The organism is Streptomyces sp. VRA16 Mangrove soil, assembly GCF_017377775.1.
Taxonomy (GTDB): Bacteria; Actinomycetota; Actinomycetes; order Streptomycetales; family Streptomycetaceae; genus Streptomyces.
Genome location: NZ_JAFVLN010000001.1, coordinates 139,622 through 163,783, shown reverse-complemented (window position 1 = coordinate 163,783; position 24,162 = coordinate 139,622). Strand labels below are relative to the sequence as shown.

The following is a 24,162-nucleotide window of genomic DNA, read 5'->3' as shown; positions in this document are numbered from 1 at the left end:
AGGGGCGGCGGCACCATAAACTCCGGCCGGTTCCGCTACGCGTGCACGGCGCACACCATCCTGACGATTGGGCGTGCGCCCTGCACAAACGGGCGCGGCCACCCGCTCCAGGACGGTCTGGGCCGCATCGACGAACAGAGCCGGCCTCTCACCAGGCCTGGGGCCACTTTTCGCCCGGCGCGATCCCAGCACTGCGGACGAACTCCCCCAGGGTCGCGGCAGTCGAACCCGCGACCGAGGCGAGTCGTCATCCAGCGTCTCCTCGTGCCTCTCGATGATCACTGCACCTACATGCGCGATGTCGGCCAAGGTCCGCCGCCCGGCTTCCTGGTGCATCACCACACCGGCCACCACCCGCCCGTACGAGGGCGCCAACCGGTCCAGCTCCAGGGCGCGGTCCGACGGCGGGGATTCGGATCCGGAACGGTCGAACCTGCGCGCGCCCGACGGACGTTCAGACCTCCTGTTGCTCCTGCTGCTCCTGCTGCTCCTGCTCGAGGAGATGGCGCAACCACTTCTCCGAGTGGGCGATGTGCGTGGCGGCCGCCGCCGCGGCGGCCACCGGGTCATGCCGGCCGATGGCCGAGACGATCTCGCGGTGACCGGCGTCGCTGACCCGCTTGATGTCGGGCCCCTGCGGGAGGGTGAAGATCTGGTGGCGCCGGGAGCGCGTACGGAACACGGTGAGCAGCGACTCCAGGGCGGGGTTGCCGGCGACGCGGGCGATCTCCGAGTGGAAGCGGTGGTCCAGGGCGGAGACTTCCCTCGGGTCGTCGATCGCCTCCATGCCCTCCAGCAGGGCGTTCATGCGCTCCAGCGCCTCGGCGTCCACGCGCGCGGCGGCCTGCGAGGCGGCGTGCGCTTCCAGGACCCTGCGGAGCTCGAAGACTTCGAGCAGGCCGGAGAGCGGCAGCAGGTCCACGGTGAGGGAAAGGCTGCCGATGATGTCTTCGGGCCGCAGCGCGGAGACGTAGGTGCCCGAGCCGTGACGCGGCTCGACCACGCGCAGCGCGGCCAGCATCCGCACCGCCTCGCGCAACGGGCCGCGGGAGACGCCGAGTTCGGCGCCGAGGTCGGCCTCCGGCGGCATCCGCTCACCCGCCTTCAACCTCCCGTCGGCGATCATGTGCCGCAGGCCGTGGAAGGCCCGCTCCACTGCGGACATAGCCCGTTCCCCCACTTCCGCGCGCTCCCAGGTTCGTTGCCCCGGACCTTAGCAAGTCATCAGATGTCTTCAGGAGTCCGAGGTGTAGTCATCAGATAACTTCCAGGAAAACTCCGGATACTGGCTCTTCAATCATGGTGATGCACATGCCAGGATGACCGAAGTCATCATACGTATCGGGTATCGCCGCGTAGGAGTCGCATGAGCATGAGTACGCGCCTGGCGGTCGCGCCGCCGAAGCCGCTGTCCCTGCCGGACGGCGGACCCGCCGCAGGCGCCTGGTCGCTCGCGCCCGACCTGCTCCATCTCAACCACGGCTCGTTCGGCGCCGTTCCGTTGGCGGCGCAGCGGGAGCAGGACCGCCTGCGGGAGCGGGCCGAGCGGGCGCCGGTGGTGTGGTTCCCGGCGCAGCCGCAACGGATCGCCGCCGCCCGCGAGGCCCTCGCCGCGTTCCTGCGGGTGTCCGTCGACGACCTGGCCCTGGTGCCGAACGCGAGCGCAGGAGTCAGTACCGTCCTCGCCTCGCTCACCCTGGCTCCGGGCGCCGAGATCCTGGTCACCGATCACGGGTACGGCGCGGTCACCATGGCGGCACGACGTGCGGCCCTGCGCTGCGGCGGCCGGGTGCGCACCGCGCACGTGCCGCTCGCGGCGGAGGCGGACGAGGCGTTCGAGGCCATCGCCGAACAGATCGGCGACACCACCGGGCTGATCCTGCTCGACCAGATCACCTCCGCGACCGGTCGGCTGCTTCCCGTCGGCAGGGTCGCCGAACTGGCCCGCGAGCGCGGCATCCCGTTCCTGGTGGACGGCGCGCACGCCCCCGGCATGCTGGCGGCGCCGCTGGACGGTCTCGACTGCGACTTCTGGACCGGCAATCTGCACAAGTTCGGCTGCACCCCGCGCGGCACCTCGGCCCTCGTCGTGCGCGGCCCGCTGCGCGAGGGCCTGTACCCGCTGATCGACTCCTGGGGCGGCGAACTCCCGTTCCCCGCACGCTTCGACCACACGGGGACGCAGGACACCTCGGCGTGGCTCGCGGCGCCGACCGCGCTGTCGTTCGTCGAGCGGACGTGGGGCTGGGACACGGTGCGCGGGTATCTCGGCGCGCTCGTCGACTACGGGCAGCACGTCGTCGCGGAGGCGTTCGCCCGGCACTCGGGGCAGGACGCCCGCGCCGAGGTGGGCACGCCCGCGCCGGCCCTGCGCCTGGTACGGCTTCCGGACACGCTCGGCCCCGACCGGTTCCCGAGCGACGTGCTGCGCGACCGGGCGGCGGCGGAACTGGGCGCGGAGACCGCGTTCACGTCCTTCGACGGCGTCGCTTACCTGAGGCTCTCCGCACACGTCTACAACACCCCTGCCGACTACGAGGAGTTCGCGGAGCGGTGCGTGCCGGCGTTGCTGGCATGGAGCCGCGCCGACTGACTCCGCATCCCTCGCCCGCACCGCAGCCCGCACGGCTCACCGCGCATGGCACGCCGAAGAGGAAGGTGACGACCCGTGACCCCAGGCACCGCGACGGAACTCCGCGCACTCCCGCCCACGTCCGACGAAACGCCGGTGCGCTACCGGCTGCTCGGCCAGGTGCGCGCGGAGCGCGGCACGCAGCCGCTGGCACCGGGCACCCCCAAGCAACAGGCCCTGCTCGCGGCGCTGTTGCTGCGGGGCGACGAACAGGTGGAGCGCGCCGAACTGATCCGGGCGGTCTGGGGCGAGCACGCGCCCGCCAGCGCGCCCGGGCTGCTGGCCACGTACACCGCACGGCTGCGCAAGGCACTCGAACCCGACCGGGCCCGGCGCGCCGCACCCCGGCTGCTGATCACCCGGGGCACCACCTACGGGCTGCGCCTGGGGCGGGACGCACTCGATCTGTGGCGGTTCGAGGACGCGGTGGCGCAGGCGCGCAGCGAGCGTCGTGCGGGCCGCGCTGCCGAGGCCCGCTCCGGCTACGAGCAGGCTCTCGCCCAGTGGCGGGGCGGGCAGGCGCTGAGCGGTGTGCCGGGACGCCACGCGGCCGACGCCCGGCGGCGCCTGGCCGCGCTGCGCGTGGACGCCCTCCTGGAACACGCCGAGGTCCTCCTCGACCTCGGCGAACAGGCCGAGGCCGCCGACCTGGTCGCCCCGCTGGTCCCGGCCCGGCCGCACGACGAGCGCCTCCAGGGGCTGCTGATGCTCGCCCTGTACCGCACTGGGCGCACGCCCGAGGCGCTGGCCGTGTTCCGCCGGGTGCGGCGCGCTCTCGTGCACGACCTGGGAGTCGAGCCCGGGCCGCATCTGACCCGGCTCCACGACCGCATCCTGCGCGCCGATCCTTCGCTGGCCGCGCCACGGCAGGCTGCACGGGCGGCCGCGCCGGTGTGTCCGACGCCCGCACTGCCCGCTCCTGCTCAACTCCCCCGGGACAGTGCCGACTTCACCGGCCGCGAGGCGGAGGTACGGGAACTTCATGAAGTGCTGCGGCGCCCTGAATCGCCCGCGACCCCCTGTCCGACCGTGGTGGTGCACGGGGCCGCGGGCCTCGGCAAGAGCGCCCTTGCCGTGCATGTGGCCCACCAGGTCAGGGACCGGTTCCCGGACGGCCAGCTGTACGCGGTGCTGGGCGGGCGCAACCCGGCCGAGGTGCTCGGCCGGTTCCTGGAGGACCTCGGGGTGCCGCCGCACGAGGTGCCCGACGGTCTGGAGCGGCGTGCCGTGCGGTTCCGTACCCTCACCGCCGAACGCCGCCTCCTCGTCCTGCTCGACGACGCACGCGACCTCGACCAGCTGCGGGAACTGCTGCCCGCGGCGCCCGGGTGCGCGGTCCTGGTGACCAGCCGCGCCCCGCTGCGCGAACTGCCCGGCCGGTTCGCACTGCGGCTCGGCCCGCTCGACGCGGCCCAGTCCCTGCGCATGCTGCGCCGGTTCGCCTCCGGGGCGCCGCGCACCGCGGTCGCCGCGCTGCCCCTGCCGTACCGGGCCGACACGGTCTCGACGCTGCACAGCCTCGCGGACGGCTGCGCCGGTCAGCCCCTGGCACTGCGGCTCGCCGCCGCACGGGCAGCGGACGAGGCGGCCCGTGCGGGTGAGGCCTTCGCGTCCCCGGCGGTGATCGCCCGCACCGGGAACCCCGACGGCCTGCGCGCGGCGCGGCCCCCGATCGCCTCGGCCGGCTGACACCGCCTGGGCCGCCGTCCTCGGCGAGCACCGCGTCGGTGCGGTGACAGGGCACGGCTCGACCGCCGCACCGGCCCTCACCTCATCAACCGCCGGCCTCGGCCAGCACGGCCTCGCCGAAGTGACAGGCTCCGGCCCGTCCGTCCCGCACGGTCAGCGCCGGCTCCGTCGTACGGCACAGGTCCTGGGCGCGCGGGCAGCGCGTGTGGAAGCGGCAGCCCGGGGGCGGCGCGGCCGGTGAGGGGGGATCACCGGCGAGCACGATGCGGGTGCGCCGCGGGGCGTGCGGGGTGCGGATGCGGTCGAGGGAGGGTTCGGCCGAGAGCAGCGCCTGGGTGTAGGGGTGGCCGGGGCGGGTGTAGAGCGCCTCGGCCGGGGCCTGTTCGGCGACCTTGCCGAGGTACATCACGGTGACGTCGTCGCACACGTGCCGCACCACTCCGAGGTCGTGGGAGACGAAGGCGAGCGCGAGGCCGAGTTCACGGCGCAGTTTCAGCAGCAGGTTGACCACCTGGGCCTGCACGGACAGGTCGAGCGCGGAGACCGGTTCGTCGCACAGCAGCACATCGGGTCCGAGCGCGAGGCCGCGGGCGATGCCGATGCGCTGACGCTGGCCGCCGGAGAACTGGTGCGGATAGCGGTCGGCGTGGCCGGCGTCGAGGCCGACCAGTTCGAGGAGCTCGGCGATCCGGGCCCGGCGCCCGGCGCGGGGCACCACGTCGGGGTGGACGTCGAAGGCCTCCCCGACGATCTCGCCCACCGTCAGCCGAGGGTTGAGCGAGGCGTAGGGGTCCTGGAAGACGACCTGAACGCGTCGCCGCCACCGCTTGAGCGCGGCGCCACGCATCCGGTCCACCTCCTCGCCCTCGAAGAGCAGCCGCCCGGCCGTGGGCCGTTCCAGCGCGCACAGCAGCCGCAGCAGTGTCGACTTGCCGCAGCCCGACTCTCCCACGATGCCGAGGGCCTGCCCACGCCGCAGTTCCAGGTCGACGCCGTCGACGGCGCGCACCACGGCCGCGTCCCGGCGCCATGGCAGCGTGGGGCCGCCCCCGTAGTGCTTCACCAGGCCCTCGGCCCTGAGGATCACATCGCCGTTCGCTGGGTCGGTCATCGTGCGGCGCCTTCCGGGCTGAGTTGCGGGTCGAGGAGGTGGCAGGCGCCGAAGCGGGGCCCTGCGGGGACCGGCACCAGTTCGGGGCGCTCGGTCGTGCACCGGTCATGGGCGTGCGGACAGCGCGGCCGGAACGGACAGCCCGACGGCAACCGCAGCAGGTCCGGCGGCGTTCCCGGGATCGCGGGCAGCTCCTGACCGCGCGTCTCAGCGGTCGGCACAGACTCCAACAGGCCTTGCGTATAAGGATGTTGGGGGTCTCCCAGGACGTCGGCGGTCGGACCCGACTCCACCACGCGGCCCGCATACATGACGACGAGGTCGTCGGCGATCTCCGCGGCGACACCCAGATCGTGGGTGATGAGGACGACGCCCATGTCGGTGTCGGCCTGGCTCTCGGCGAGCAGTTCCAGGATCTGCGCCTGCACGGTGACGTCGAGGGCGGTGGTCGGTTCATCGGCGATCAGCACCTCGGGGCCGAGAGCGAGCGCCATGGCGATCATCACGCGCTGGCGCATGCCGCCGGAGAACTGGTGCGGGTAGTCGTGGACGCGGGCCCGCGCCCCCGGGATGCCGACCCGGTCCAACATGTCGGCGGCCTGCCTCATGGCGTCCTTGCGGCTCGTGCCGCGGTGCACCCGGTACAGCTCGGCGATCTGCCGGCCGACCGTGTGCACGGGGTTCAGCGCGGAGAGCGCGTCCTGGAAGACCAGGGAGATCCGGCTGCCGACGACGCCGCGGCGCTCCCGTGCGGTCAGCCTCAGCAGATCCATGCCGTCGAACAGTGCCTGACCGCCGGTCACTTCACCGGGCGGGCTGTCGAGGATGCCGGTGATCGCCTGCGTGGAGACGCTCTTGCCGGAACCGGACTCGCCGAGGATCGCGAGGGTACGTCCGCGGCGCAGCGTCCAGGAGACCCCGTCCACGGCACGCAGCCGCCCAGCGCGGGTGCTGAACTCGACGCCCAGATCGCGTACGTCGAGCAGAGGCTCGGCTTCCTTGTGGACGTCCACGGTTCACCTCTTCAGTTTCGGGTCGAGGGCGTCCCGGACCGTGTCACCCATGATCATGAAGGCCATGACGGTGACGGTCAGGAACAGGGCGGGGAAGAGAAAGAGATGCACGTCGTCGCGGTAGGAGGCGGCGATGGCGATCTGCAGTCCCCAGGAAATGGTGGGCGGTTGGAGCCCGATGCCGAGGAAGGTGAGCGCGGCCTCGGTGCCGACGGCGGCGCCCACGGTGAGCGTGGTCAGCGAAAGGAGCGGGGCCACCGAGTTGGGCAGGATGTGCACCCTCAGGATGTGCGGGGCCCCTGCTCCCAGTGCCCGGGCGGCCAGCACGTACTCACGCGTACGCACACTCAGCACGGTCGACCGCATGAGCCGCATCCCGGCGGGCCAGCCGAGCAGCACGATCACGAAGGCGATGGCCCACACCGAGCGGGACGAGAACGCCTGCAGGATCACGATCATGGCGACCAGCCCAGGCAGCGCGAACAGCACGTCGGCGGTGCGCGAGACGAGGTTGTCGACCAAGCCGGGGAAGTATCCGGCGAGCATGCCGAGGACGCAGGCGACGACGAACCCGACGACGCACACCGAGACGCTGACCAGGACCGAGGGCCGGGCTCCGTAGATCACGTTGGCGTAGTAGTCGCAGCCCTGGATGTCGTAACCGAACCAGTGCGCGGCCGACGGTGCCCCTTTGGAGAGTTTCAGGTCGCAGACGGTCGGGTCGGTGGCGGTGAACAGCCGGGGGAAGGCCGCCATCAGCGCGATGACGAGAATGGCGAAGGCGCTGAGCACGAACCGTGGCCTGCGCAGCAGGTCGCGCAGGACGGCGGCGCCGCGCGGGACGTCCGCGGCGACGGGTTCGAGTTCGGCGGCGGTCGCCAGAGCGGTGTCAGACATGGCGCACCCTCGGGTCCAGAAGGCCGTAGAGCAGGTCGACGACCAGATTGACGAGCATGTAGCCGAGCAGCAGCACGGTGGAGAGCGTGACGACCACTCCGCCTTCCTTCATGGCGATGGAGCGGAACATGAACTGCCCGATGCCGTTCAGGTTGTAGATGCCCTCGGTGATGATCGCGCCGCCGAGGATGCCGGCCAGGTCGAGCCCGATGTACGTGATCACAGGGAGCATGGCGTTGCGCAGCACGTGCCCCCACAGAATGCGCTGGGGGGCGAGCCCCTTGGCGCGGGCGGTGCGCACGAAGTCGGCGCTCGCGACCTCGGCGAGGCTGGTGCGGGTCACGCGGGCCAGTCCGGCGAAGCCGAGGACGCCCAGCACGGTGGCGGGGAGCAGATAGCTCCCGGGCCAGCCGTCGGTGGCGCCGGAGACGGGGAACCAGCCGAGTTCGACGGCGAAGAACGACTGCGCGAAGAACATCGCGACCAGACCGGGCACGGCGAGCACCCCAAGGGTGGCGGCGAGCAGCGTCCGGTCGACGATCCCGTCCCGCTTCCACCCCGCGTACACGCCACTGACGAGCCCGAGGACGAGCTGGATGGCGAGCGCGGTGAGCCCGAGCTGGAGGGTCACCGGCCAGCGCAGCGCGAGCTGTTCGCCGATGTCCTGGCCGTCGAAGGTCTGCCCGAGGTCGCCCTTGAGCAGGTTGCCCATGAAGTGCAGGTACTGGACGAACAGCGGATCGTCCAGGTGGTAGTAGGCACGTTTGGCCGCGATGACCGATTCGGCCAGGGGTTTCTGTCCTGACAGGGCCCGGATCGGGTCGCCGGGGAGGGCGAAGACCATCGCGTAGACGAGGAACGTCACGACGACCGCGATCGGGATCATGATCAGGAGGCGGCGGAGCGCGAAACGCAACACCGTTGTCTCCTTCGGGGGTTGCCGGATGAGCGGGATGAGTGGGGGGTCATTCGCCGAAGGTCGACCGGACGGGGTCCACGCTCGTGTAGCGCGTGTTGAGGGGTTCGACGCCGTCGGCGTGGAGGTACACGTCCCGCGAGTGGGCGAGCGGCACGACCGGCATCTGCCGGTCGATGCGGTCCTCGATCGCCTGGTAGTCCTTCGTCGCCTTGGCCTGGTCGACCTCGGCATTGGCCGAGGCGAGCATCGAGTCGACCTTCGCGTCCTTGTAGCGGCCGGTGTTGACATCGCCGTAGGAGGCGAACAGCGGCGTGAGGTAGTCCTCCAGGGACGGGTAGTCGTGGCCCCATCCCATGATGCGGATACCGTCGAGCTTGCCCTCATTGGCGAGCGGACCGATCTCGGCGCCGGGCTTGCCGACGTACTGGATCTTCAGGCCCAGCTTCTGCCGCCACATGTTGCCGAGCGCCTCGGCGTACACCTGCTCGCCGGGATTGTCGCTGGCGAAGAAGAGGCGCAGCTTGCCGGGGAAGCCGCCGGCCTCGCTCAGCAGCTTCTTCGCCTCGGCCACGTCCTGGGTGCAGGCCGTGCAGGTGTTCTCGCGGTGTCCTTCGATGCTGGGCGCGGTGAACGAGGTCGCCGGGAAGTTGCCGGGCTTCAGCTTGGCGAGGGACTCCCGGTCCAGGGCGAGCGACAGCGCACGGCGGATCCGGGTGTCGCCGTACGGCTTCAGCGTCACCGGCAGATTGAGGTACGAGAGGTTGCCCGCGGCTTTCGCCTGGCTCCACTTGCCGGGCGCGTCCGTCTTGTACGCGTCGATCTTCGAGGAGGGCACGGCCGCGTAGTCGACGTTGCCGGCGAGGAACTCGTTGTAGGCGGTCTCCGGATTGGAGAAGAAGCGGAACGTGATGCGGTCGGCCTCCGGAGCGTCCTTGCCCTGGTAGTCCTTGTTCCGCGTCAGGCGTACCGGCTGCCCGGCCTTCCACTCGCCGTCGAGCTTGTAGGCGCCGTAGCCGATCGGGTTGTGCTTGTACCGGTCGGGGTTTTTCAGCGTCTCGGCGGACAGGGCGCTGACGCCGAGATAGCTGAGCGTTGTCGGGTACGGCGAGAAAGGTGCCTTGAGCGTGACCGTGAAGGTGAGGTCGTCGACCACCTTCAGACCGGACAACGTTGTCGCCTTCGGCTTCCCCTTCGCCGGGTTCAGATCCTCGTACCCCTTCACCCGCTGGAAGGCGCCGTTGTTCGCGAACCCGTGCTCGCCCAGCGCCGTGTAGTTCCAGGTGTCGACGAAGGACTTCGCCGTCAGCTTCTCGCCGTTGGTGAACGTCCAGCCGGGCTTGATCTTGATGGTCCAGGTCTTGGCGTCCTGAGAAGTGACGGACTCCGCGACGACATTGACCAGCTTCCCGGTCTTCGCGTCGACGCGGGTCAGCGGCGCCCAGAGAGCGGATTCGATCTGGATTCCGGTCGTGCCGTTGTCGTTCGAGGGGTTGAGGAGCGGGATCTCGGCCGCGGTCGCGATGGTCAGCGAGCGGACGCCGTCCTTGCCCGCGCCGTCGTCGCCGCCCGATCCACTGCAGCCGGCGAGTACGACCGCCACCGCTGTGCCGGTCGCCGCCGTGGCGATTCTTCTTGTCCGGGCCATGGGTTCTCCCGCAGTCGAGGCCGGACCGATCGCGACGGAAACCGCCGTGACCAGCCCGGACGTGCCGGTCGGTTGGGGCGCGACAGTAGGAAGGGGCCGAGTGGGCGTCAAGGGAGGGCTCGCACGGCCTCCATCCGACATCCATCCGGCGCCCATTGCGCATCCCGTACGCGGCCCGGATGGACTTTGAATGGACGTTCGGCATACGGGACTTGCCGCGCGGACGGCCGCGTTCCTAGCGTCCCGGCCCGACAGTTCAGACACGCCGGATCGCACTGATTCCGGCCGTACTCACGGGAGTTCCCATGGCCCGGACACGAAGAGCCGCCGCCGGCGCGGCCGTTGCCGCCCTCGCGGTCACCCTGGCCGGATGCGGCGGCAGCTCGGACAACAAGGGCGACGACGCGTCCGGGCGGACCCTCACGGTGGCCACCGGCACGGAGATCGCGGCCATCAACCCGGAGAAGGACAACGGCTCGTCCAACATCCAACTGGCCTTCGCCATGTGGGCGCCGCTGACCCGGGTGGATCCCAAGACCGGCAAGCTGGTCAACGTCGTCGCGGAGTCCGTCACTTCCCAGGACGCCAAGACCTGGACCATCAAGATCAAGCCCGGCTGGACGTTCACCAACGGCGAGAAGCTGACGGCGAAGTCCTTCGTCGACACCTGGAACTACACGGCCTACGGGCCCCACGGATACCTCAACAACGGCTTCTTCCAGCGGGTGAAGGGGTACGAGGATCTGAACCCGGCGAAGGGGAAGCCCAAGGCGACAACGTTGTCCGGTCTGAAGGTGGTCGACGACCTCACCTTCACCGTCACGCTCAAGGCACCTTTCTCGCCGTACCCGACGACCCTGAGCTACTACGGCCTGGCCGCCCTGTCCGCCGAGACGCTGAAGGACCCGGACGCGTACAGCCACAAGCCCATCGGCTACGGACCGTACAAGCTCGACGGGGCGTGGAAGGCGGGTCAGCCCGTCCGCATGGTCCGCAACAAGGACTACGCGGGCGACGACGCGCCCGACGCGGACCGGCTCGTCTACCGCTTCTTCTCCAATCCGGAGACCGCTTACAACGAGTTCCTCGCCGGCAACCTGGACTACGCCGCGCTGCCCTCCTCGAAGATCGACGCGTACAAGACGGACGCGCCCGGCAAGTGGAGCCAGGGCAAGGCCGCGCCGAACCTCAGCTACCTCGAACTCCCCGTGAACACACCGGGGTTCAAGAGCCCCAAGGTGCGGCGGGCGCTGTCACTCGCCCTCGACCGGGACGCCCTGGTCAAGCTGAAGCCGGGCGCGTTTCCGGCCACGTCCTTCACCGCGCCGACTCTGGACGGCCATCGCGAGAACACCTGCACCGCCTGCACGCTGGACGTGACGCGGGCGAAGAAGCTGCTGAGCGAGGCCGGCGGCTTCCCCGGCAAGCTGAAGATCTACTACGCCAGTGACAACCCCGGCGACCAGGTCTTCGCCGAGGCGCTCGGCAACATGTGGCGGCAGAACCTCGGCCTGAAGATCCAGTACGTCGGCAAGCCCGGCAGCGACATCAGCGCCCTGCAGGCCAAGCACCAGCTGGACGGCGTACGGTCCTCGGGCTGGGGCCACGACTACCCGTCCCTGGAGGACTACCTCACCCCGGTCTTCGCCTCGTACGGCGACTTCAACTCCACGGGCTACGACAACCCCGAGGTCGACCGGCGCCTGGAACAGGCCAACGCGATCGCCGACCCGGCGAAGGCGACGCGCGCCTACCAACAGATCGAGGACCTGATCGCCGAGGACATGCCGACCGTGCCGATCTCCCACACGCGCACGATCTATCTGCACTCCCCCGACGTCCACCCGCTGGACTCTCCGTACGCGGACATCAACCCCGTGCGGTCGACGATCGACCACTGAACACCCGCCCCGGCCCCCTTCCTTTCGCACCTCAGGAGATTCACCGCCCATGCATGACGACCGCTCGCTCGTCGAGGACCGACTCCGGCGTGTGCTGGAGGAGCGCATCAGGCCCGCCGTGTATCCGCTGAGCGTTCCCCTGGAGGTGAGGGTGTGGCACGCGCCGGACGAACCGGTGCCGGTCGCCGAGGGACTCGCCGCGGTTCCCCGGCCCATCGCCGAGGGCACCCGATGGGGGCGGCCCTGGGGCACCAGCTGGTTCACCGTGACGGGCACCGTTCCCGAGGAGTGGGCGGGGCGGACGGTGGAGGCGCTCATCGACCTGGGCTTCGACGGACAGGGCGGGCCCGGATTCCAGTGCGAGGGCCTCGTCCACGCGCCGGACGGGACGCCGATCAAGGGGCTGCACCCGCGCAACCACTGGGTGCGGATCGGCGCCCCGGTCGGCGGAGGGGAGCCGGTGGAGCTGCGCGTGGAGGCGGCGTCGAACCCCGGGTTCTTCAACTCCCGCGCGTTCAGGCCCACATGGCTGGGCGACAAGGACACCGCCGGCAGCGAACCGATCTACACGCTGGGCCGGGTCGAACTGGCCGTCTTCGACGAGACGGTGTGGGACCTGGTGCACGATCTGGAGGTACTCGGCCAGCTGATGGCGGAGCTGCCGCCGGACCGCGCCCGCCGCTGGGAGATCCTGCGCGCGGTGGAGACGGCGCTCGACGCCGTGGACCTCGGCGATGTGAACAGCACCGCGCAGGCGGCACGCGACGCGCTGGCGCCGGCACTCGCCGTTCCCGCGGGGCCCTCGGCGCACCGGATCAGCGCGGTCGGTCACGCGCACATCGACTCGGCATGGCTGTGGCCGCTGCGTGAGACGGTCCGCAAGGTGGCCCGCACCGCGTCGAACATGGTGCACCTGCTGGACGCCGAGCCGGAGTTCATCTTCGCCATGTCGCAGGCGCAGCAGCTGGCCTGGATCAAGGAGCACCGGCCCGAGGTCTACACGAAGGTGAAGAAGGCGGTCGCGGACGGGCGGTTCGTGCCGACGGGCGGCATGTGGGTGGAGTCGGACACGAACATGCCGGGCTCGGAGGCGATGGCCCGCCAGTTCGTGCACGGCAAGAGGTTCTTCCTGGAGGAGTTCGGGATCGAGAACGAGGAGGTGTGGCTGCCCGACACCTTCGGCTTCGCGGCCGGACTTCCGCAGATCATCCGCGAGGCCGGGTCCAAGTGGCTGCTGACGCAGAAGATCTCCTGGTCGCAGACGAACACCTTCCCGCACCACACGTTCCGGTGGGAGGGCATCGACGGCAGCCGGGTCCTCACCCACTTCCCGCCGGTCGACACGTACAACTGCGCACTGGAGGGCCGTGAACTCGCCCACGCGGAAAGGAACTTCAAGGAGAAGGGCCGCGCGGCGCACTCGCTCGCACCGACCGGGTTCGGCGACGGCGGGGGCGGCACCACCCGCGAGATGGTGGCGCGCGCCAAGCGCCTGCGCTCGCTCGACGGTTCACCGGCCGTGGAGTGGGAGGCCCCCGCGGCGTTCTTCGAAAAGGCGGAGGCCGAGTACGCCGAGCCCCCGGTGTGGGTCGGCGAGCTGTATCTGGAGTTGCACCGGGCGACCCTGACGAGCCAGGCACAGACGAAGCAGGGCAACCGGCGCTGCGAGCACCTGCTCCACGAGGCCGAGCTGTGGGCGTCGACGGCAGCCGTGCGCTGCGGATTCGCCTATCCCTACGCGGAGTTGGACCGGCTGTGGAAGACGGTGCTGCTGCATCAGTTCCACGACATCCTGCCGGGCTCGTCGATCGCCTGGGTGCACCGGGAGGCGCGCGCCACGTACGCGAAGGTCACGGCAGAGCTCGAAGGCATCATCGACGCGGCGCAGCGGGCGCTGGCCGGGCGGGGCACGGGCGTCCTGCGCTTCAACTCGGCTCCGCACCGCCGCGGCGCGGTTCCCGCGCTCGGCGCGGCGGTCCCCGGCGCGGCCACGGAGCCGCCCACGAGGGTCGTGGCCCGTGACGGCGGCGGCTTCGTCCTGGACAACGCGACCCTGCGGGCCGAGATCGACGACCGCGGTCTGATCGTCTCGCTGGTGCATCTGGCGAGCGGCCGCGAGACCCTCGTACCGGGCCGTCCCGCGGGTCTGCTCCAGCTCCACCCGGACCTGCCGAACAAGTGGGACGCCTGGGACGTCGACCAGTTCTACCGGAACACCGCCACCGATCTCACCGGCGTCGACGTGCTCACCGCGACCGCCGACGGGGTGCGGGTCACCCGCTCCTTCGGCGCGTCCACGGTGGTGCAGACCTTCACGCTCTCCCCCGGCTCCGGGCGCCTCGACATCGGGACCGAGGTGGAGTGGCACGAGACGGAGAAGTTCCTGAAACTGGCGTTCCCCCTCGACGTGCACGCCGAACGGTATGCGTCGGAGACCCAGTTCGGGCACGTCCACCGGCCCACGCACACCAACACGAGCTGGGAGGCGGCCCGCTTCGAGGCCTGCAACCACCGCTTCGTGCACGTGGCGGAGCCCGGCTGGGGCGTCGCCCTGGTCACCGCGTCCACGTACGGCCACGACGTGACGCGCACGGTGCGCGAGGCCCCCGAGACCCAGGGCACCACCACGACGGTACGCGCGTCCCTGCTGCGTGCCCCGCGCTTCCCCGACCCGGAGACGGACCAGGGCATCCACCGCTTCCGGCACGCTCTGGTTCCCGGCGCGCAGATCGGCGACGCGGTGCGTGAGGGCGCGGCGCTGTCGCTGCCGGAGCGGGTGGTGGCGGGCACCTCCCAGGACGCGGTGGCCCCGCTGGTGACCGTCGATCAGGAGTCGGTCGTCCTCAGCGCGGTCAAGCTCGCCGACGACGGCTCGGGCGACGTCGTGGTCCGCTTCTACGAGGCCGAGGGCGGCCGCGCCACCGTGCTCCTGAGCCCTGGATTCAAGGCGGCGACAGCCGTCCGCTGCGATCTCCTGGAACGCCCGGTCGCCGCCCCCGAGCCGGACGCCGCGAACCTGACGTTCGCCCTGCGCCCCTTCCAGCTCTGCACGGTGCGGCTGCGGCGGGGCTGAGGGTGCGGGTTGCCGTCAGGGAAGCGGAGCCGCTCGCGGATCCGGGCGTGGTGGCGTGGGTGCGCGAGCATCTGGTCGACGGTGGCTTGGCCGGTGTGTTCGTCCCCGCCGTAACCGGGCAGCCCGCCCGGTTCGGCCGCCTTGTGCTGTACCGGCCGGGCATTGTGGGTGCCGAAAAGCGCGTCCGTGCTGGTCAGGCACGTTCGGCTCCGACGCCGCCCTCCTCGACGTCGTGTCGGGACGCGCGAAACCGGAGGACCGCCTGCCCTTCGAACTGCCCCGGCGGGCGTAGTAGTTGACGCCGATGAAGTCGCTGCCCGCGGCGATGGTGCCGAGGTCGCCGTGCTCGATGAAGTCCAGGCGCCGACGGCCTGTTCCCAGTGGGCGCGCATGTCGTCGGGGTAGCCGCGGCCGTGCACCGGGTCGAGGAACCAGCGGTTCACGTAGCCGTCGGGGTCGTGCGCGGCGGCCCGGTCGGCCGCGCTGTCGGGGCCGTCGGGGGTGTGCGGGAAGAGGCTGTAGGCGATTCGTACAGGAGCACGCCGGCGGACCAGGCGTGGGAGAGGGCGAGCAGCATGCCCTTCGCCTGGAAGCACTCGGTCTGGTAGAAGCGTTCGCTGACCATGCCGCGGTAGGCGTTGAAGTCGCCGTCGGCGCGGGCCACGAACTGCCGGAAGCAATCGAGGTTCTCGCGGGCCGAGCGCAGGTAGTACGGGTCGTCGAGGGGCGGGCGAGCCGTACCCACTCGGGCAGGCAGATCAGGCCGAAGGCGTGCAGGTGCTGGTTGGAGGGGGACGCCTGGTCACCGCCGCGCGTACGGAAGTCGTAGCGGCCGAGCAGGGTGTGCTCGCCGAAGGTGACGTCGTAGGTGTAGCGGAAGGTGAGGGTCCAGTCGGCGGCGCGGCGGGCCAGGTCGAGCCACCGGCCGTCGGGGTCGCCCGCCTCGTGGAGCAGCGTGTAGGCGATGACGGCGTTGTAGCCGTCCTCGGGGGTCGGGGCGCAGCGGTTCGGTGGCGGGGGGGTATTGGTGAGTGGGGCGTTATTGGTGGGTGGGATGTTACTGGTGGGTGGGGCGTTATTGGTGGGTGGGCAGATTTCGGTGGTTCGGTCCTCGTCCGTGTTGGCGTCGGACTCGGCCTGCCCGCAGCATCGTGACTCGATGGTGTGCTGTCCTTGCCGCATCGTCGGCGCTGCGAACTCGTGGACTTGGCCGGCCAGGGTGGGAGTCCGTCGGGGAGCCCTGTCCCCTGCGTGGAGGGGTGCCGGTTATGTCTCGCGCGCCGCGGCAGCGACGCCGCCACATGTCAAGGAGGCGACGAGGTTGCCGAGCAGACCGGCTCGGTCGGCGAGGATGCGGACCGGCCCGATTTCGACCACGAGGCCCAGCAGGTTCAGGCGCAGTCCCTGTGGGATGTCGAGGACGACACAGTCCGGGGCGGGCGTTGTCATGGTGGTGCTCCTTTCTGGCGGGTGGGGTGCCTCGCCTACCCCTGGTGGGCCGGGTGCACCCGTTCACGCGCCCGCGCTTCGGGCTTCTTCGGCGGCGTGTTGCCGCCCGGCGGTCCGTCTTGGCTGCTCGGAGTGGTGGAGCCATCGTGCCGGGACGGTCCGGGTCGGGTCGGGTGGCGCAGCCGCAGGAGTGCGATGGGCCGAGTGGCGGGTGGGCGTCCGGCCACCAGGCCATCGGCTGTTGTGCGTAGGGGGCTTCGGCTCGCATGAAGTGACCCCTTGCGGTGGTGCCGATCTCGGATTTGAGGACGGCGAAGCAGCTCTCCGCCGCCGCATTGTCGAGGCATGAACCGGTACGGCCGACGCTTTGGCGAATGGCCAACTCGGCCAAGACCTCGCGGAATTGACGAGATGTGTATTGGGCGCCGCGATCCGCATGGAAACTCGCGTTGCCTGCCGTATGACCGTCGGTGTGAGCCATTCGGATGGCGTCCGCGACCGCACCTTCCGCGAGGACGACTCCAAAGTCCGCACCAACCACCTGCCCCGCACCATGGCCAGTCTGCGCAACCTCGCCATCGGGCTGCACCGCCAGGACGGTGCCGCCAACATCGCCGCAGCCCTCCGCCGAGCCGCTCGCGACTGCCGCCGCCCCTTGATCGCACTCTTTTCGCAGGTGGGCGACCAGCGGGCGAACGGCCGGCCCGGTTCGGCCGGGCGGTGGTGGCCCTCGCGATGACGAAAGCCTCGTCGTCATCGCCGAGCCGACGGGGACGGCCTCCCGCCCACCGAGGGTCCAGGCCAGGCCAGGCCCCTCTCATTGAACGAACGGAGAGCCCGGCGCCCGGGGCGCGAGCGCCGGACTCCGCCGTGTCAGCGCCGCAGCAGGCGCAGGTCGATGGCGTCGGACATGGCCTCCATGCCCGCGTCGTTGGGATGGATGTGGTCGCCCGCGTCGTAGGCGGGGTTGAGGGCTGCGGGGTCCGCGGGGTCGCGCATCGCCTGGTCGAAGTCGATGACTGCGTCGAAGGCGTCACCGGAGCGAATCCAGTCGTTGACCGTCTGGCGGAGCTCCTCGGCGGCGGGCGTGTAGTAGCCGTTGCCCTTGTCCGGCATCAAGGTCGCACCGATGACGCGGACGTGGGCGGCGTGCGCCTGGTCGATGAGGGTTCGGTAGCCGTCGATCAGGGCCTGGGCGCTGAGCGCGGCGCCGTCCGGCCCGGCGTTGTTGCCGATGTCGTTGATGCCCTCGAAGAGGATGACGTCCTGCACGCCGGGTTGGGCGAGAGCATCGTGGCCGAACCGCTTCAGGGCGCTGACACCCTGCCAGAGGTTGGGTACGTCGGTGAGGACGCGGTTGCCGCCGATCCCGGCGTCGACCACGCTCAGCTTCTGCGGGCCCGGCGCGTCGGCGAGTCGACGGCCGAGGAAGTCGGGCCAGCGCGTGTAGGTGCCGGTCGAGGAGTGGTAGCCATCGGTGATGGAGTCTCCGAACGCGACCACTGTGCCCTTCGCCGTCGCGGGGACGACATCGAGCCCTGCCAGGTAGTACCAGGAGGTCGTGGTCGTCGCGAACGCGGCGGCGCCGGTGTCTCCGGTGTGGTCGCCCGCGGCGATGTACGTGGTGTCGAAGGCGTCCGAGTGCCAGGTCGAGGTACCGGTCACGCCGGGCACGTAGAGGCTGACGAGCAGGTTCTGTCCGGTCTCGACCCGGATGGGGACGGCGTCGCTCACCGCCTCCTGACCGGCGGCGATCGTCACCCGCCCCGACCCACCGAACGTGACGCGTCGGGTCGTGCCGGGCTGCGCCTCGCCGCCGCTCGCTTGGACGGCCACATCCACGGCACCGACGTCGAGCGCCTCGGGGCTGTACCGGTTGGAAAGGGTGATGCGGGCGTCGCTGCCGGCGACGCTGCTGTGCACCACCATGCGCAGGGTCTGGTGGTCGAAGGCCGGGCCGCCGGTCGTCATGCTCGGCGACCAGGCGCTGACCCGAGTGCCCGGTGCGGAGGCGGACGAGGGCGAGGAAGGTGCGGCGCTCACCGCGCCGAGCGGGACGACAGTGAGGGCCAGCGCCAGCAGCACACCCCTTACCATCAGCCAACTCCACGTGCCTCTTTGCGATGTGGGAGACATGATGCGCCCCTCGCTCAGCCCGTGAGCCCGGTCAGTGCCACCGATTGGCCGGGCTTCAGCTTCACGGTCGCGCTGCGGCCTCCCACGGTCACCGTGGTCTCGCGGCCGCCGATGCTGTGCAGCGTCGCCTCCCTGACACGGCCGCGCCGCCAGGTCATGTCCAGGGTGAAGCCGCCGCGGACCCCGGCGCCCTTGACCGACCCGGCGGCGGCCCAGGCGTCCGGGAGGGCGGGGAGGAGTTCCAGGTGGCCGGGACGGGAGTAGACGAGCATCTCCATGACGGCGGCGGGCGTACCGAGGTTCGCGTCGATCTGGAAGATGGCCCGAGTGTCGGAGACCCGGTACATGTCGAAGAAGTTCATCGCCGTGCCGGTGTCGCCGCCCGCCCACGGCTTCAGGTTGGTGAGCACCAGCTGGTACGCCTTGTCGGCATCCTTGAGCCGTGCCCAGCAGGCGGCCCGCCAGGCGCAGGCCCAGCCATAGCTCTCCATTCCGCGCGCCTTGAGCAACTCCGTCGCGCCCGCGAGGAGTTCGGGATCGCCCGCGTCCGGCCGGATGCGGTCGCCGGGGAACAGGTTGATGAGCGGGGAGAGGTGGCGGTGGGTGGTCTCGCCGAGGTTGTCCTCGCTCATCCACTCCTCCAGCCAGCCTGACGTGGGGCTGACCTTCGGAAGATAGAGACGGGCACGCAAGTCCCTTACGACTGCGGCGTGTTCGCTGTCGCGCCCGAGGATCCGGCACGCCTCTTCATAGTGACCGAAGAGGGTCCACAGGAGTTCCTGCGTGTACGTGATGCCGCGGGCGTCCTGCGGGCCGTGCTCGGGCGACCAGTCGTGGTCGTCGACGAGGACCTCGGTGCCGTCGACGGTCGTCGCGATCAGGCGCGCTTCCCAGAACTCGCAGGCGCCCTTGAGCAGCGGCATGATCCGTGCGAGGTACTTCGTGTCCTGCGTGAACTCGTAATGTTCGTAGAGGGATGCGCACAGCCAGGCGTTTCCGGCCGGGTGCCACCACCAACCGAGGCCCCCGTAGGGGTTGGTGGAGAACGCCACTGTCCAGCCGGCGACCTTCTCCGAGGTGTTGCGGTAGCGGTTGCGGGAGTCCTGGAACTGCTCCTGGGTGATCTTGTTCCACGCGGGCAGCTGGGCCAGGCAGTAGTCGGCGAAGGCGGGGAAGGTCTCGCCGAGGCCCGCGCGGTCGGCGAGCCAGTAGTTCATCTGGAGGTTGATGTCGGTGTGGTAGTCGCCCATCCAGTCCGGTGTGTTGCCCTCCAGCCACGTCCCCTGCAGGCCCATGGGGAGCCCGTCGCGCGAGCCGCAGATGGTCAGGTAGCGGCCGAACTGGACGTAACTCGCCTCCAGTTCGGGGTCGGGCGCGCCACCATCGGCGGCTCGCGCCTTCAGCCGGGACCAGGTGTCCAGCTTCCGCTGCGCGCCGGTGGAGGAGCCGAGGTCGAGGGTGAGGCCCTCGTACCGGGGGCGGTAGTCGGCGACGTGCGTGTCGCGCAGCGCCGTGCCCGTCGCGGACGCCGCCGCGAGGGACGCGGCTTGGGCGAGGGCGAGGGGGTCGGCGTGCGGGTCGCGGTAACCGGCGGCGTGGTCGGGTGCGTAGTCGGTGCCGCCGCCGAGCACGATGACGACCTCGGCGCAGTCGGCGAACGTGACACGGGACCCGGTGGCCTTCACGGTGCCGCCGCCCTTGCCCGGTGCCGCGGTGACGGCGGCGGCGTAGCGCAGGCCGTTGTCGAAGGAGGCGGAGAAGGAGGCAAGGCCGCGGCCGGTGTCCGCCGTGGTCGTCTCGCCGTGGGTGCCCGAAAGGATCATGCTGCCGGTGAGGGTGCCGCCACCGCTCTGGCTGAGTCTGACGATCAGGACGTCGTCGGGGGCGCTGACGAACATCTCGCGGACGTAGGTGACCTCGTCCTTGGTGTACGTGGTGGTGACCAGGCCGTTGCTCAGGTCAAGGGCGCGGCGGTAGTCGCCGACGGCCGAGAAGTCGTGGCCCGGAATTCTGAGCGTGGCGCGGGCGAGAAGCGTGAGGCTACCGAAGTCATCGCGGCCGTAAGGGAGTTGACCGTCGGAGTCGAGGGTGTCGTTGGCGCCGCCGGTCCACAGGGACACGTCGGTCACATGGAACAGTTCGCTCGCCGGGTCGCCGCCGACGAGGGCGCCGAGGCGGCCGTTGCCGAGCGGCAGTCCCTGCTCGATGATCAGGTCCTCATCGGCCGGCTCCGAGTACCACAGGGTGGTCGCCTCGTCGGCGGGGACGAGCGGGGAGGTGGTGGGGCGGCGCGGTGCGGCGTGGGCCGAGAAGGTGGGCAGTGCGGTCAGCGCGAGGGCGGCGCCGAGTCCGAGCATCGTGCGGCGGGACAGTGCGGGGCTCATGTGCGGGTCCTTCCGTGAGATGTGAGGCGTGGGACGAGCGGCGAGCTGGGTGCGGCGTAGGGCGTGCGTCGGCAGGGGGCGGTCCGGTCCGTACGGGACCGCCCCCTGGGAGACGGGAACGTCAGGAGAGCTTGATCAGGCGGGAGCCGTGCGAGGGGACGTCCGTCGCGGTCCACGAGCCCTTGGCCGTACCGATGTCCTTGCGCGCGACGACATCCCGCAGCTGCTGCTTGCCGTGCAGGCCCAGGTCGCCGAGGTCCACGGAGATGTCGGTGGCCGAGTCGCCCATGTTGTAGACGGCGAGGTACGTGGATCCGCCGACGCGCTTCGTCCACACCTGGGTGTCGCCGCCGCGGACCTGCTTGGGCAGGACGGCGGCCTGGTCGACCGCGATCACCTCGGGGTTGGTGAGGATCTTCTTCGCCGTGCCGTCGAGGAAGTAGATGTCGCCGCCGACGTACAGCGGGGAGGAGGCCATCGACCAGAAGGTCATGACGGTCTGCCGCTCGGTGTCGTTGATGCCGTCCTGAAGGCCGCTGCCCGTGTTGTTGTTGATCGGCATCGAGTCGAGGTCGGCGAGGTAGCCGGGGGCGGACAGCTTCGGCAGCCAGTTCGGCAGGTCGCTCCAGCGGTCGTCGACCGAGCTGGTCCAGGAGCTCGTGGTCTCGCAGTAGCACTCGACGTCGGTGTCGACGCGGACACCGTTCGCGTACGGACGCAGCCCGTCGCCGGCCTCCAGGTCGACGGGCCAGGCGCTCGCGGACAACCACATCTTGCGGCCGCTGTGGTCGATCGCGGTGGACCAGGCCTTGATGTCCTCGACGTTGTCCTTCGTCACACCGTCGATCTTGATGAAGTCGACGCCCCAGGAGGCGTACCGGGCGACGATCGAGTCGATGTACTCCTGCGCGCAGGGGTTGGAGTAGTCGATCTTCCAGTTGCCGCCCCACTTGTTGGTCGCGGTGAGCGGCTTCGCGGCGATGTCCTGGGCGTGGCAGTCGGTGCCGAGGATGGGGGCGTTCTTGTTGTAGACCTCCTGCTCCAGGCCGGCGGCGCCGTACAGGCCGAGGTTGAGGCCCTTGCCGTGGACGTAGTCGGAGAGCGAGGCGATACCGCTGGGGAAGCGGTCCTTGTCGGCGTTCGGGATGCCGTTGGCGTCGGTGTGGAAGTTCCAGTCGTAGTCGAAGTTCCAGCCGGCGTCGATGTTGAGGTTCTTGTAGCCGGCCGGGGAGAGGTTCCTGGCCAGCGAGTCGGCGGCGTTCTTGATGTTGCCCTCGTTGAGCCAGTGGGTGCCGTAGCCGCTCCGGGAGGACGACTCCACGCTCCAGCTGCTCCAGCCCATGAACGGCTTGACGTACGGGGTCTTCGCCTGGGCCGTGCCCGCGGACAGGGTGAGGGCCAGCGGCAGGGCACAGGCGGCGGCGAGTGCGGTGCGACGGGAGGTTCTGCTCACTGAAGTGCCTCCGAAATATGGGGAGTTACGACTTGAGACCGGACATCGCGATGCCCTGGACGATGTGGCGCTGGGCGACCAGGAACATGATCACGAGGGGCAGGATCGCGACGGCGGTGCCCGCGAACAGCTCGGGCAGGTTGACCGTCTGCGAGGTGAGGAAGCTGGACAGAGCGATCTGCACGGTCCAGCTGTTCGGGTCCTGGCCGATCATGAGCGGCCAGAGGAAGGAGTTCCACGCGTCGATGAAGGAGAGCGCGCCGAGCGAGGCGATCATCGTGACCGAGTTGGGCAGGATGATCCGTCGGTAGACGCCGAGGTAGCTGAGGCCGTCGAGCCGTCCCGCCTCCTCGATCTCGGCGGGGAAGGAGACGTAGAAGCTGCGGAACAGGATCACGGCGAACGCGTTGAACAGGCCCGGCGCGATCAGCCCCCACATGGTGTTCACACCGCCCAGGGACCCGACGACGACGAACGTGGGCAGGAAGGTCACGGCTTGCGGAATCATCAGCGTGCCGACGATCAGACCGAGGACGACTGCACGGCCCGGCACGTTGATACGGGCCAGCACGTACCCGGCCATCGAGGCGAGCAGCGTCGAGACGGGCGCCGTGATGACGGCGATCAGCAGCGAGTTGACAAGCGAGTGCCCGAACGGCCGCTCCGGGTTGTCGAACAGAGAGGTGAAGTTGTCCCAGGTCAGCGCGGACGGCAGCCAGTGCCAGTCGGTGGCGGTGATCTCCGGTGTCGTCATGAAGGCGTTGCGCAGCAGGACGTAGAACGGGATCAGGAAGACCACGGCGAGCAGGCACAGGACGAGGTAGGTGGCGGCGGAGCCGAGTACGCCGCCTCGGAATCGGTTCATGGGTTCAGTCAGTCCTTGTCTCCGGCTCGGGAGAATCCGAGGATCCGTCCCTGGAGCAGGGTGACCAGCACGATCAGCAGGGTGAGCAGGAACGCCCCGGCCGAGCCGACGCCGTAGTCCTGGTCCTGCAGGGCGACGCCGTACAGATAGGTGAGCGGGGTGCGCACGGGCTCGCTGCCGAGCGAGGCACCGGTGGAGAACAGTGCGTAGAACTCGTCGAAGGCCTGGAGCGCCGCGATGAACATCAGCAGCAGGATCGCCACCGACGTGTTGCGCAGCATCGGGAAGGTGATGCTGCGGAACGTGCGCCAGGGACCCGCGCCGTCGAGGGCGGCCGCCTCGTACAGGTGCGGCGGGATGGACTGGAGTCCTGCGATGAAAAGGATCATGTACAGGCCGACCTGTAGCCACAGCCGCAGCGTGACGAGCACGATCCAGTACAGGGGCGGGCTCTGGGTCTGGATCCACGGGGTGGCGTCCATGCCGAAGACCGCACCGAGGGTGTTGGCGAGTCCGGACGGCACGCCGCTGAACAGGGCCATCTTCCACAGCATCGCGGCCGCGACGTAGCTGACGGCGGCCGGGAGCAGGAACGCGGTGCGGAAGAAGGCGCGGCCGCGCCGGACGCGGTTGACGAGGACGGCGAGAGCGAGCGAGGCGGCGAAGGTGATCGGCACGATGAGCGCGGTGAACACCACGATCATCGTGAGCGAGCCGCGGAAGCGGTCGTCGCTGAGGAGCTCGGTGTAGTTGTCGAGGCCGACCCAGTTGCCCAGCGAGATGGTGCGCCGTGCCTCGCTGAAGCTGAGCAGGAAGCTCCAGCCGATCGCGATGTAGCGGAAGACGCCGAGGCCTATGAGCATCGGCGCGACGAGCACGACGAAGGCGAGGGCCTTCGACTGCCGTTCGGTGAGCCGCCGCCGACGCGGCGCCGCGGCGGACGTCGTCTTGGCGGCACGCTCCTGCAGGGGCGTGGTGCCGGTGGCGGTCATCAG

At 70.3% G+C, this 24,162-nt stretch carries 18 protein-coding genes; 5 read left to right on the top strand and 13 right to left on the bottom strand.

Features of this window, described 5'->3' with window-relative positions:
• Window positions 1–454 precede the first annotated feature (454 nt).
• On the bottom strand, window positions 455–1,165 hold the full coding sequence (locus J3486_RS00725; RefSeq protein WP_207817936.1) for a FadR/GntR family transcriptional regulator: 711 nt from the start codon (window positions 1,163–1,165) through the stop codon (window positions 455–457).
• A 207-nt stretch (window positions 1,166–1,372) separates the two neighbouring features.
• Between J3486_RS00725 and J3486_RS00720 the strand changes: the two genes are divergently transcribed.
• Together J3486_RS00720 and J3486_RS00715 are read left to right on the top strand one after the other, a co-directional pair.
• Entirely contained in the window at window positions 1,373–2,593 is a 1,221-nt protein-coding gene (locus J3486_RS00720; RefSeq protein WP_207817935.1) for an aminotransferase class V-fold PLP-dependent enzyme, read from the top strand.
• A 75-nt stretch (window positions 2,594–2,668) separates the two neighbouring features.
• Entirely contained in the window at window positions 2,669–4,321 is a 1,653-nt protein-coding gene (locus J3486_RS00715; protein WP_207817934.1) for a BTAD domain-containing putative transcriptional regulator, read from the top strand.
• Between the two features lie 85 nt (window positions 4,322–4,406).
• On the opposite strand, the gene J3486_RS00710 is transcribed toward J3486_RS00715, so the two are convergent.
• From J3486_RS00710 to J3486_RS00690, 5 genes are read right to left on the bottom strand one after another with little or no spacing between them, the layout of a single operon-like run.
• A complete protein-coding gene (locus J3486_RS00710) occupies window positions 4,407–5,432 on the bottom strand; it encodes an ABC transporter ATP-binding protein (protein WP_207817933.1) in 1,026 nt (341 codons plus the stop codon).
• Complete coding sequence (locus tag J3486_RS00705; protein WP_207817932.1) at window positions 5,429–6,445, bottom strand: ABC transporter ATP-binding protein; 1,017 nt, start codon at window positions 6,443–6,445, stop codon at window positions 5,429–5,431. The genes J3486_RS00710 and J3486_RS00705 overlap by 4 nt, the downstream gene beginning before the upstream one ends.
• A gap of 3 nt (window positions 6,446–6,448) precedes the next feature.
• Window positions 6,449–7,342: an ABC transporter permease gene (locus J3486_RS00700; RefSeq protein ID WP_207817931.1), complete on the bottom strand. Its 894-nt coding sequence runs from the start codon at window positions 7,340–7,342 to the stop codon at window positions 6,449–6,451.
• Window positions 7,335–8,261: an ABC transporter permease gene (locus J3486_RS00695; protein ID WP_207817930.1), complete on the bottom strand. Its 927-nt coding sequence runs from the start codon at window positions 8,259–8,261 to the stop codon at window positions 7,335–7,337. Before J3486_RS00695 ends, J3486_RS00700 begins: the two co-directional genes overlap by 8 nt.
• 46 nt (window positions 8,262–8,307) lie before the next feature.
• The gene (locus tag J3486_RS00690) at window positions 8,308–9,906 is read right to left on the bottom strand and encodes an ABC transporter substrate-binding protein (protein WP_207817929.1); all 1,599 of its coding nucleotides are present in this window, start codon (window positions 9,904–9,906) and stop codon (window positions 8,308–8,310) included.
• 305 nt (window positions 9,907–10,211) lie between these two features.
• On the opposite strand from J3486_RS00690, the gene J3486_RS00685 reads away from it, so the two are divergent.
• Complete coding sequence (locus J3486_RS00685; protein ID WP_207817928.1) at window positions 10,212–11,807, top strand: ABC transporter substrate-binding protein; 1,596 nt, start codon at window positions 10,212–10,214, stop codon at window positions 11,805–11,807.
• 49 nt (window positions 11,808–11,856) lie between these two features.
• Window positions 11,857–14,880, top strand: a complete 3,024-nt coding sequence (locus J3486_RS00680) for a glycoside hydrolase family 38 C-terminal domain-containing protein (RefSeq protein WP_207817927.1) — start codon at window positions 11,857–11,859, stop codon at window positions 14,878–14,880.
• A 439-nt stretch (window positions 14,881–15,319) separates the two neighbouring features.
• On the opposite strand, the gene J3486_RS00675 is transcribed toward J3486_RS00680, so the two are convergent.
• Together J3486_RS00675 and J3486_RS43755 are read right to left on the bottom strand one after the other, a co-directional pair.
• Window positions 15,320–15,625 (bottom strand): hypothetical protein, encoded by a 306-nt coding sequence (locus J3486_RS00675; RefSeq protein WP_207817926.1) that lies wholly within the window; start codon window positions 15,623–15,625, stop codon window positions 15,320–15,322.
• A gap of 521 nt (window positions 15,626–16,146) precedes the next feature.
• Window positions 16,147–16,329 (bottom strand): hypothetical protein, encoded by a 183-nt coding sequence (locus tag J3486_RS43755; protein ID WP_229377660.1) that lies wholly within the window; start codon window positions 16,327–16,329, stop codon window positions 16,147–16,149.
• Window positions 16,330–16,801: 472 nt separating this feature from the next.
• Here J3486_RS43755 and J3486_RS45090 point away from each other — a divergent pair, with 472 nt between their 5' ends.
• Window positions 16,802–17,068: a hypothetical protein gene (locus tag J3486_RS45090; protein WP_374194670.1), complete on the top strand. Its 267-nt coding sequence runs from the start codon at window positions 16,802–16,804 to the stop codon at window positions 17,066–17,068.
• Window positions 17,069–17,202: 134 nt separating this feature from the next.
• On the opposite strand, the gene J3486_RS00660 is transcribed toward J3486_RS45090, so the two are convergent.
• The 5 genes from J3486_RS00660 to J3486_RS00640 all read right to left on the bottom strand — a co-directional run bounded on the left by J3486_RS00660 (window position 17,203) and on the right by J3486_RS00640 (window position 24,159).
• The gene (locus J3486_RS00660) at window positions 17,203–18,426 is read right to left on the bottom strand and encodes an SGNH/GDSL hydrolase family protein (RefSeq protein ID WP_229377298.1); all 1,224 of its coding nucleotides are present in this window, start codon (window positions 18,424–18,426) and stop codon (window positions 17,203–17,205) included.
• A 53-nt stretch (window positions 18,427–18,479) separates the two neighbouring features.
• Entirely contained in the window at window positions 18,480–20,849 is a 2,370-nt protein-coding gene (locus J3486_RS00655; protein ID WP_207817923.1) for a glycoside hydrolase N-terminal domain-containing protein, read from the bottom strand.
• A 121-nt stretch (window positions 20,850–20,970) separates the two neighbouring features.
• Window positions 20,971–22,302, bottom strand: coding sequence for a glycoside hydrolase family 27 protein (locus J3486_RS00650; protein ID WP_207817922.1), 1,332 nt, complete (start codon window positions 22,300–22,302; stop codon window positions 20,971–20,973).
• 25 nt (window positions 22,303–22,327) lie between these two features.
• A complete protein-coding gene (locus J3486_RS00645; protein WP_207817921.1) occupies window positions 22,328–23,167 on the bottom strand; it encodes a carbohydrate ABC transporter permease in 840 nt (279 codons plus the stop codon).
• An 8-nt stretch (window positions 23,168–23,175) separates the two neighbouring features.
• Entirely contained in the window at window positions 23,176–24,159 is a 984-nt protein-coding gene (locus J3486_RS00640; protein WP_207817920.1) for a carbohydrate ABC transporter permease, read from the bottom strand.
• Between the last annotated feature and the right edge of the window lie 3 nt (window positions 24,160–24,162).

Excerpts from the sequence above, each read along its gene's own strand:
- J3486_RS00725 (WP_207817936.1), bottom strand. The coding sequence starts at position 1,165 with ATGTCCGCAGTGGAGCGGGCCTTCCACGGCCTGCGGCACATGATCGCC.
- J3486_RS00720 (WP_207817935.1), top strand. The coding sequence starts at position 1,373 with ATGAGTACGCGCCTGGCGGTCGCGCCGCCGAAGCCGCTGTCCCTGCCG.
- J3486_RS00685 (WP_207817928.1), top strand. The coding sequence starts at position 10,212 with ATGGCCCGGACACGAAGAGCCGCCGCCGGCGCGGCCGTTGCCGCCCTC.
- J3486_RS00710 (WP_207817933.1), bottom strand. The coding sequence starts at position 5,432 with ATGACCGACCCAGCGAACGGCGATGTGATCCTCAGGGCCGAGGGCCTG.
- J3486_RS00690 (WP_207817929.1), bottom strand. The coding sequence starts at position 9,906 with ATGGCCCGGACAAGAAGAATCGCCACGGCGGCGACCGGCACAGCGGTG.
- J3486_RS00640 (WP_207817920.1), bottom strand. The coding sequence starts at position 24,159 with ATGACCGCCACCGGCACCACGCCCCTGCAGGAGCGTGCCGCCAAGACG.
- J3486_RS00680 (WP_207817927.1), top strand. The coding sequence starts at position 11,857 with ATGCATGACGACCGCTCGCTCGTCGAGGACCGACTCCGGCGTGTGCTG.
- J3486_RS00660 (WP_229377298.1), bottom strand. The coding sequence starts at position 18,426 with ATGGTAAGGGGTGTGCTGCTGGCGCTGGCCCTCACTGTCGTCCCGCTC.
- J3486_RS00655 (WP_207817923.1), bottom strand. The coding sequence starts at position 20,849 with ATGAGCCCCGCACTGTCCCGCCGCACGATGCTCGGACTCGGCGCCGCC.
- J3486_RS00645 (WP_207817921.1), bottom strand. The coding sequence starts at position 23,167 with ATGAACCGATTCCGAGGCGGCGTACTCGGCTCCGCCGCCACCTACCTC.
- J3486_RS43755 (WP_229377660.1), bottom strand. The coding sequence starts at position 16,329 with ATGACAACGCCCGCCCCGGACTGTGTCGTCCTCGACATCCCACAGGGA.
- J3486_RS00700 (WP_207817931.1), bottom strand. The coding sequence starts at position 7,342 with ATGTCTGACACCGCTCTGGCGACCGCCGCCGAACTCGAACCCGTCGCC.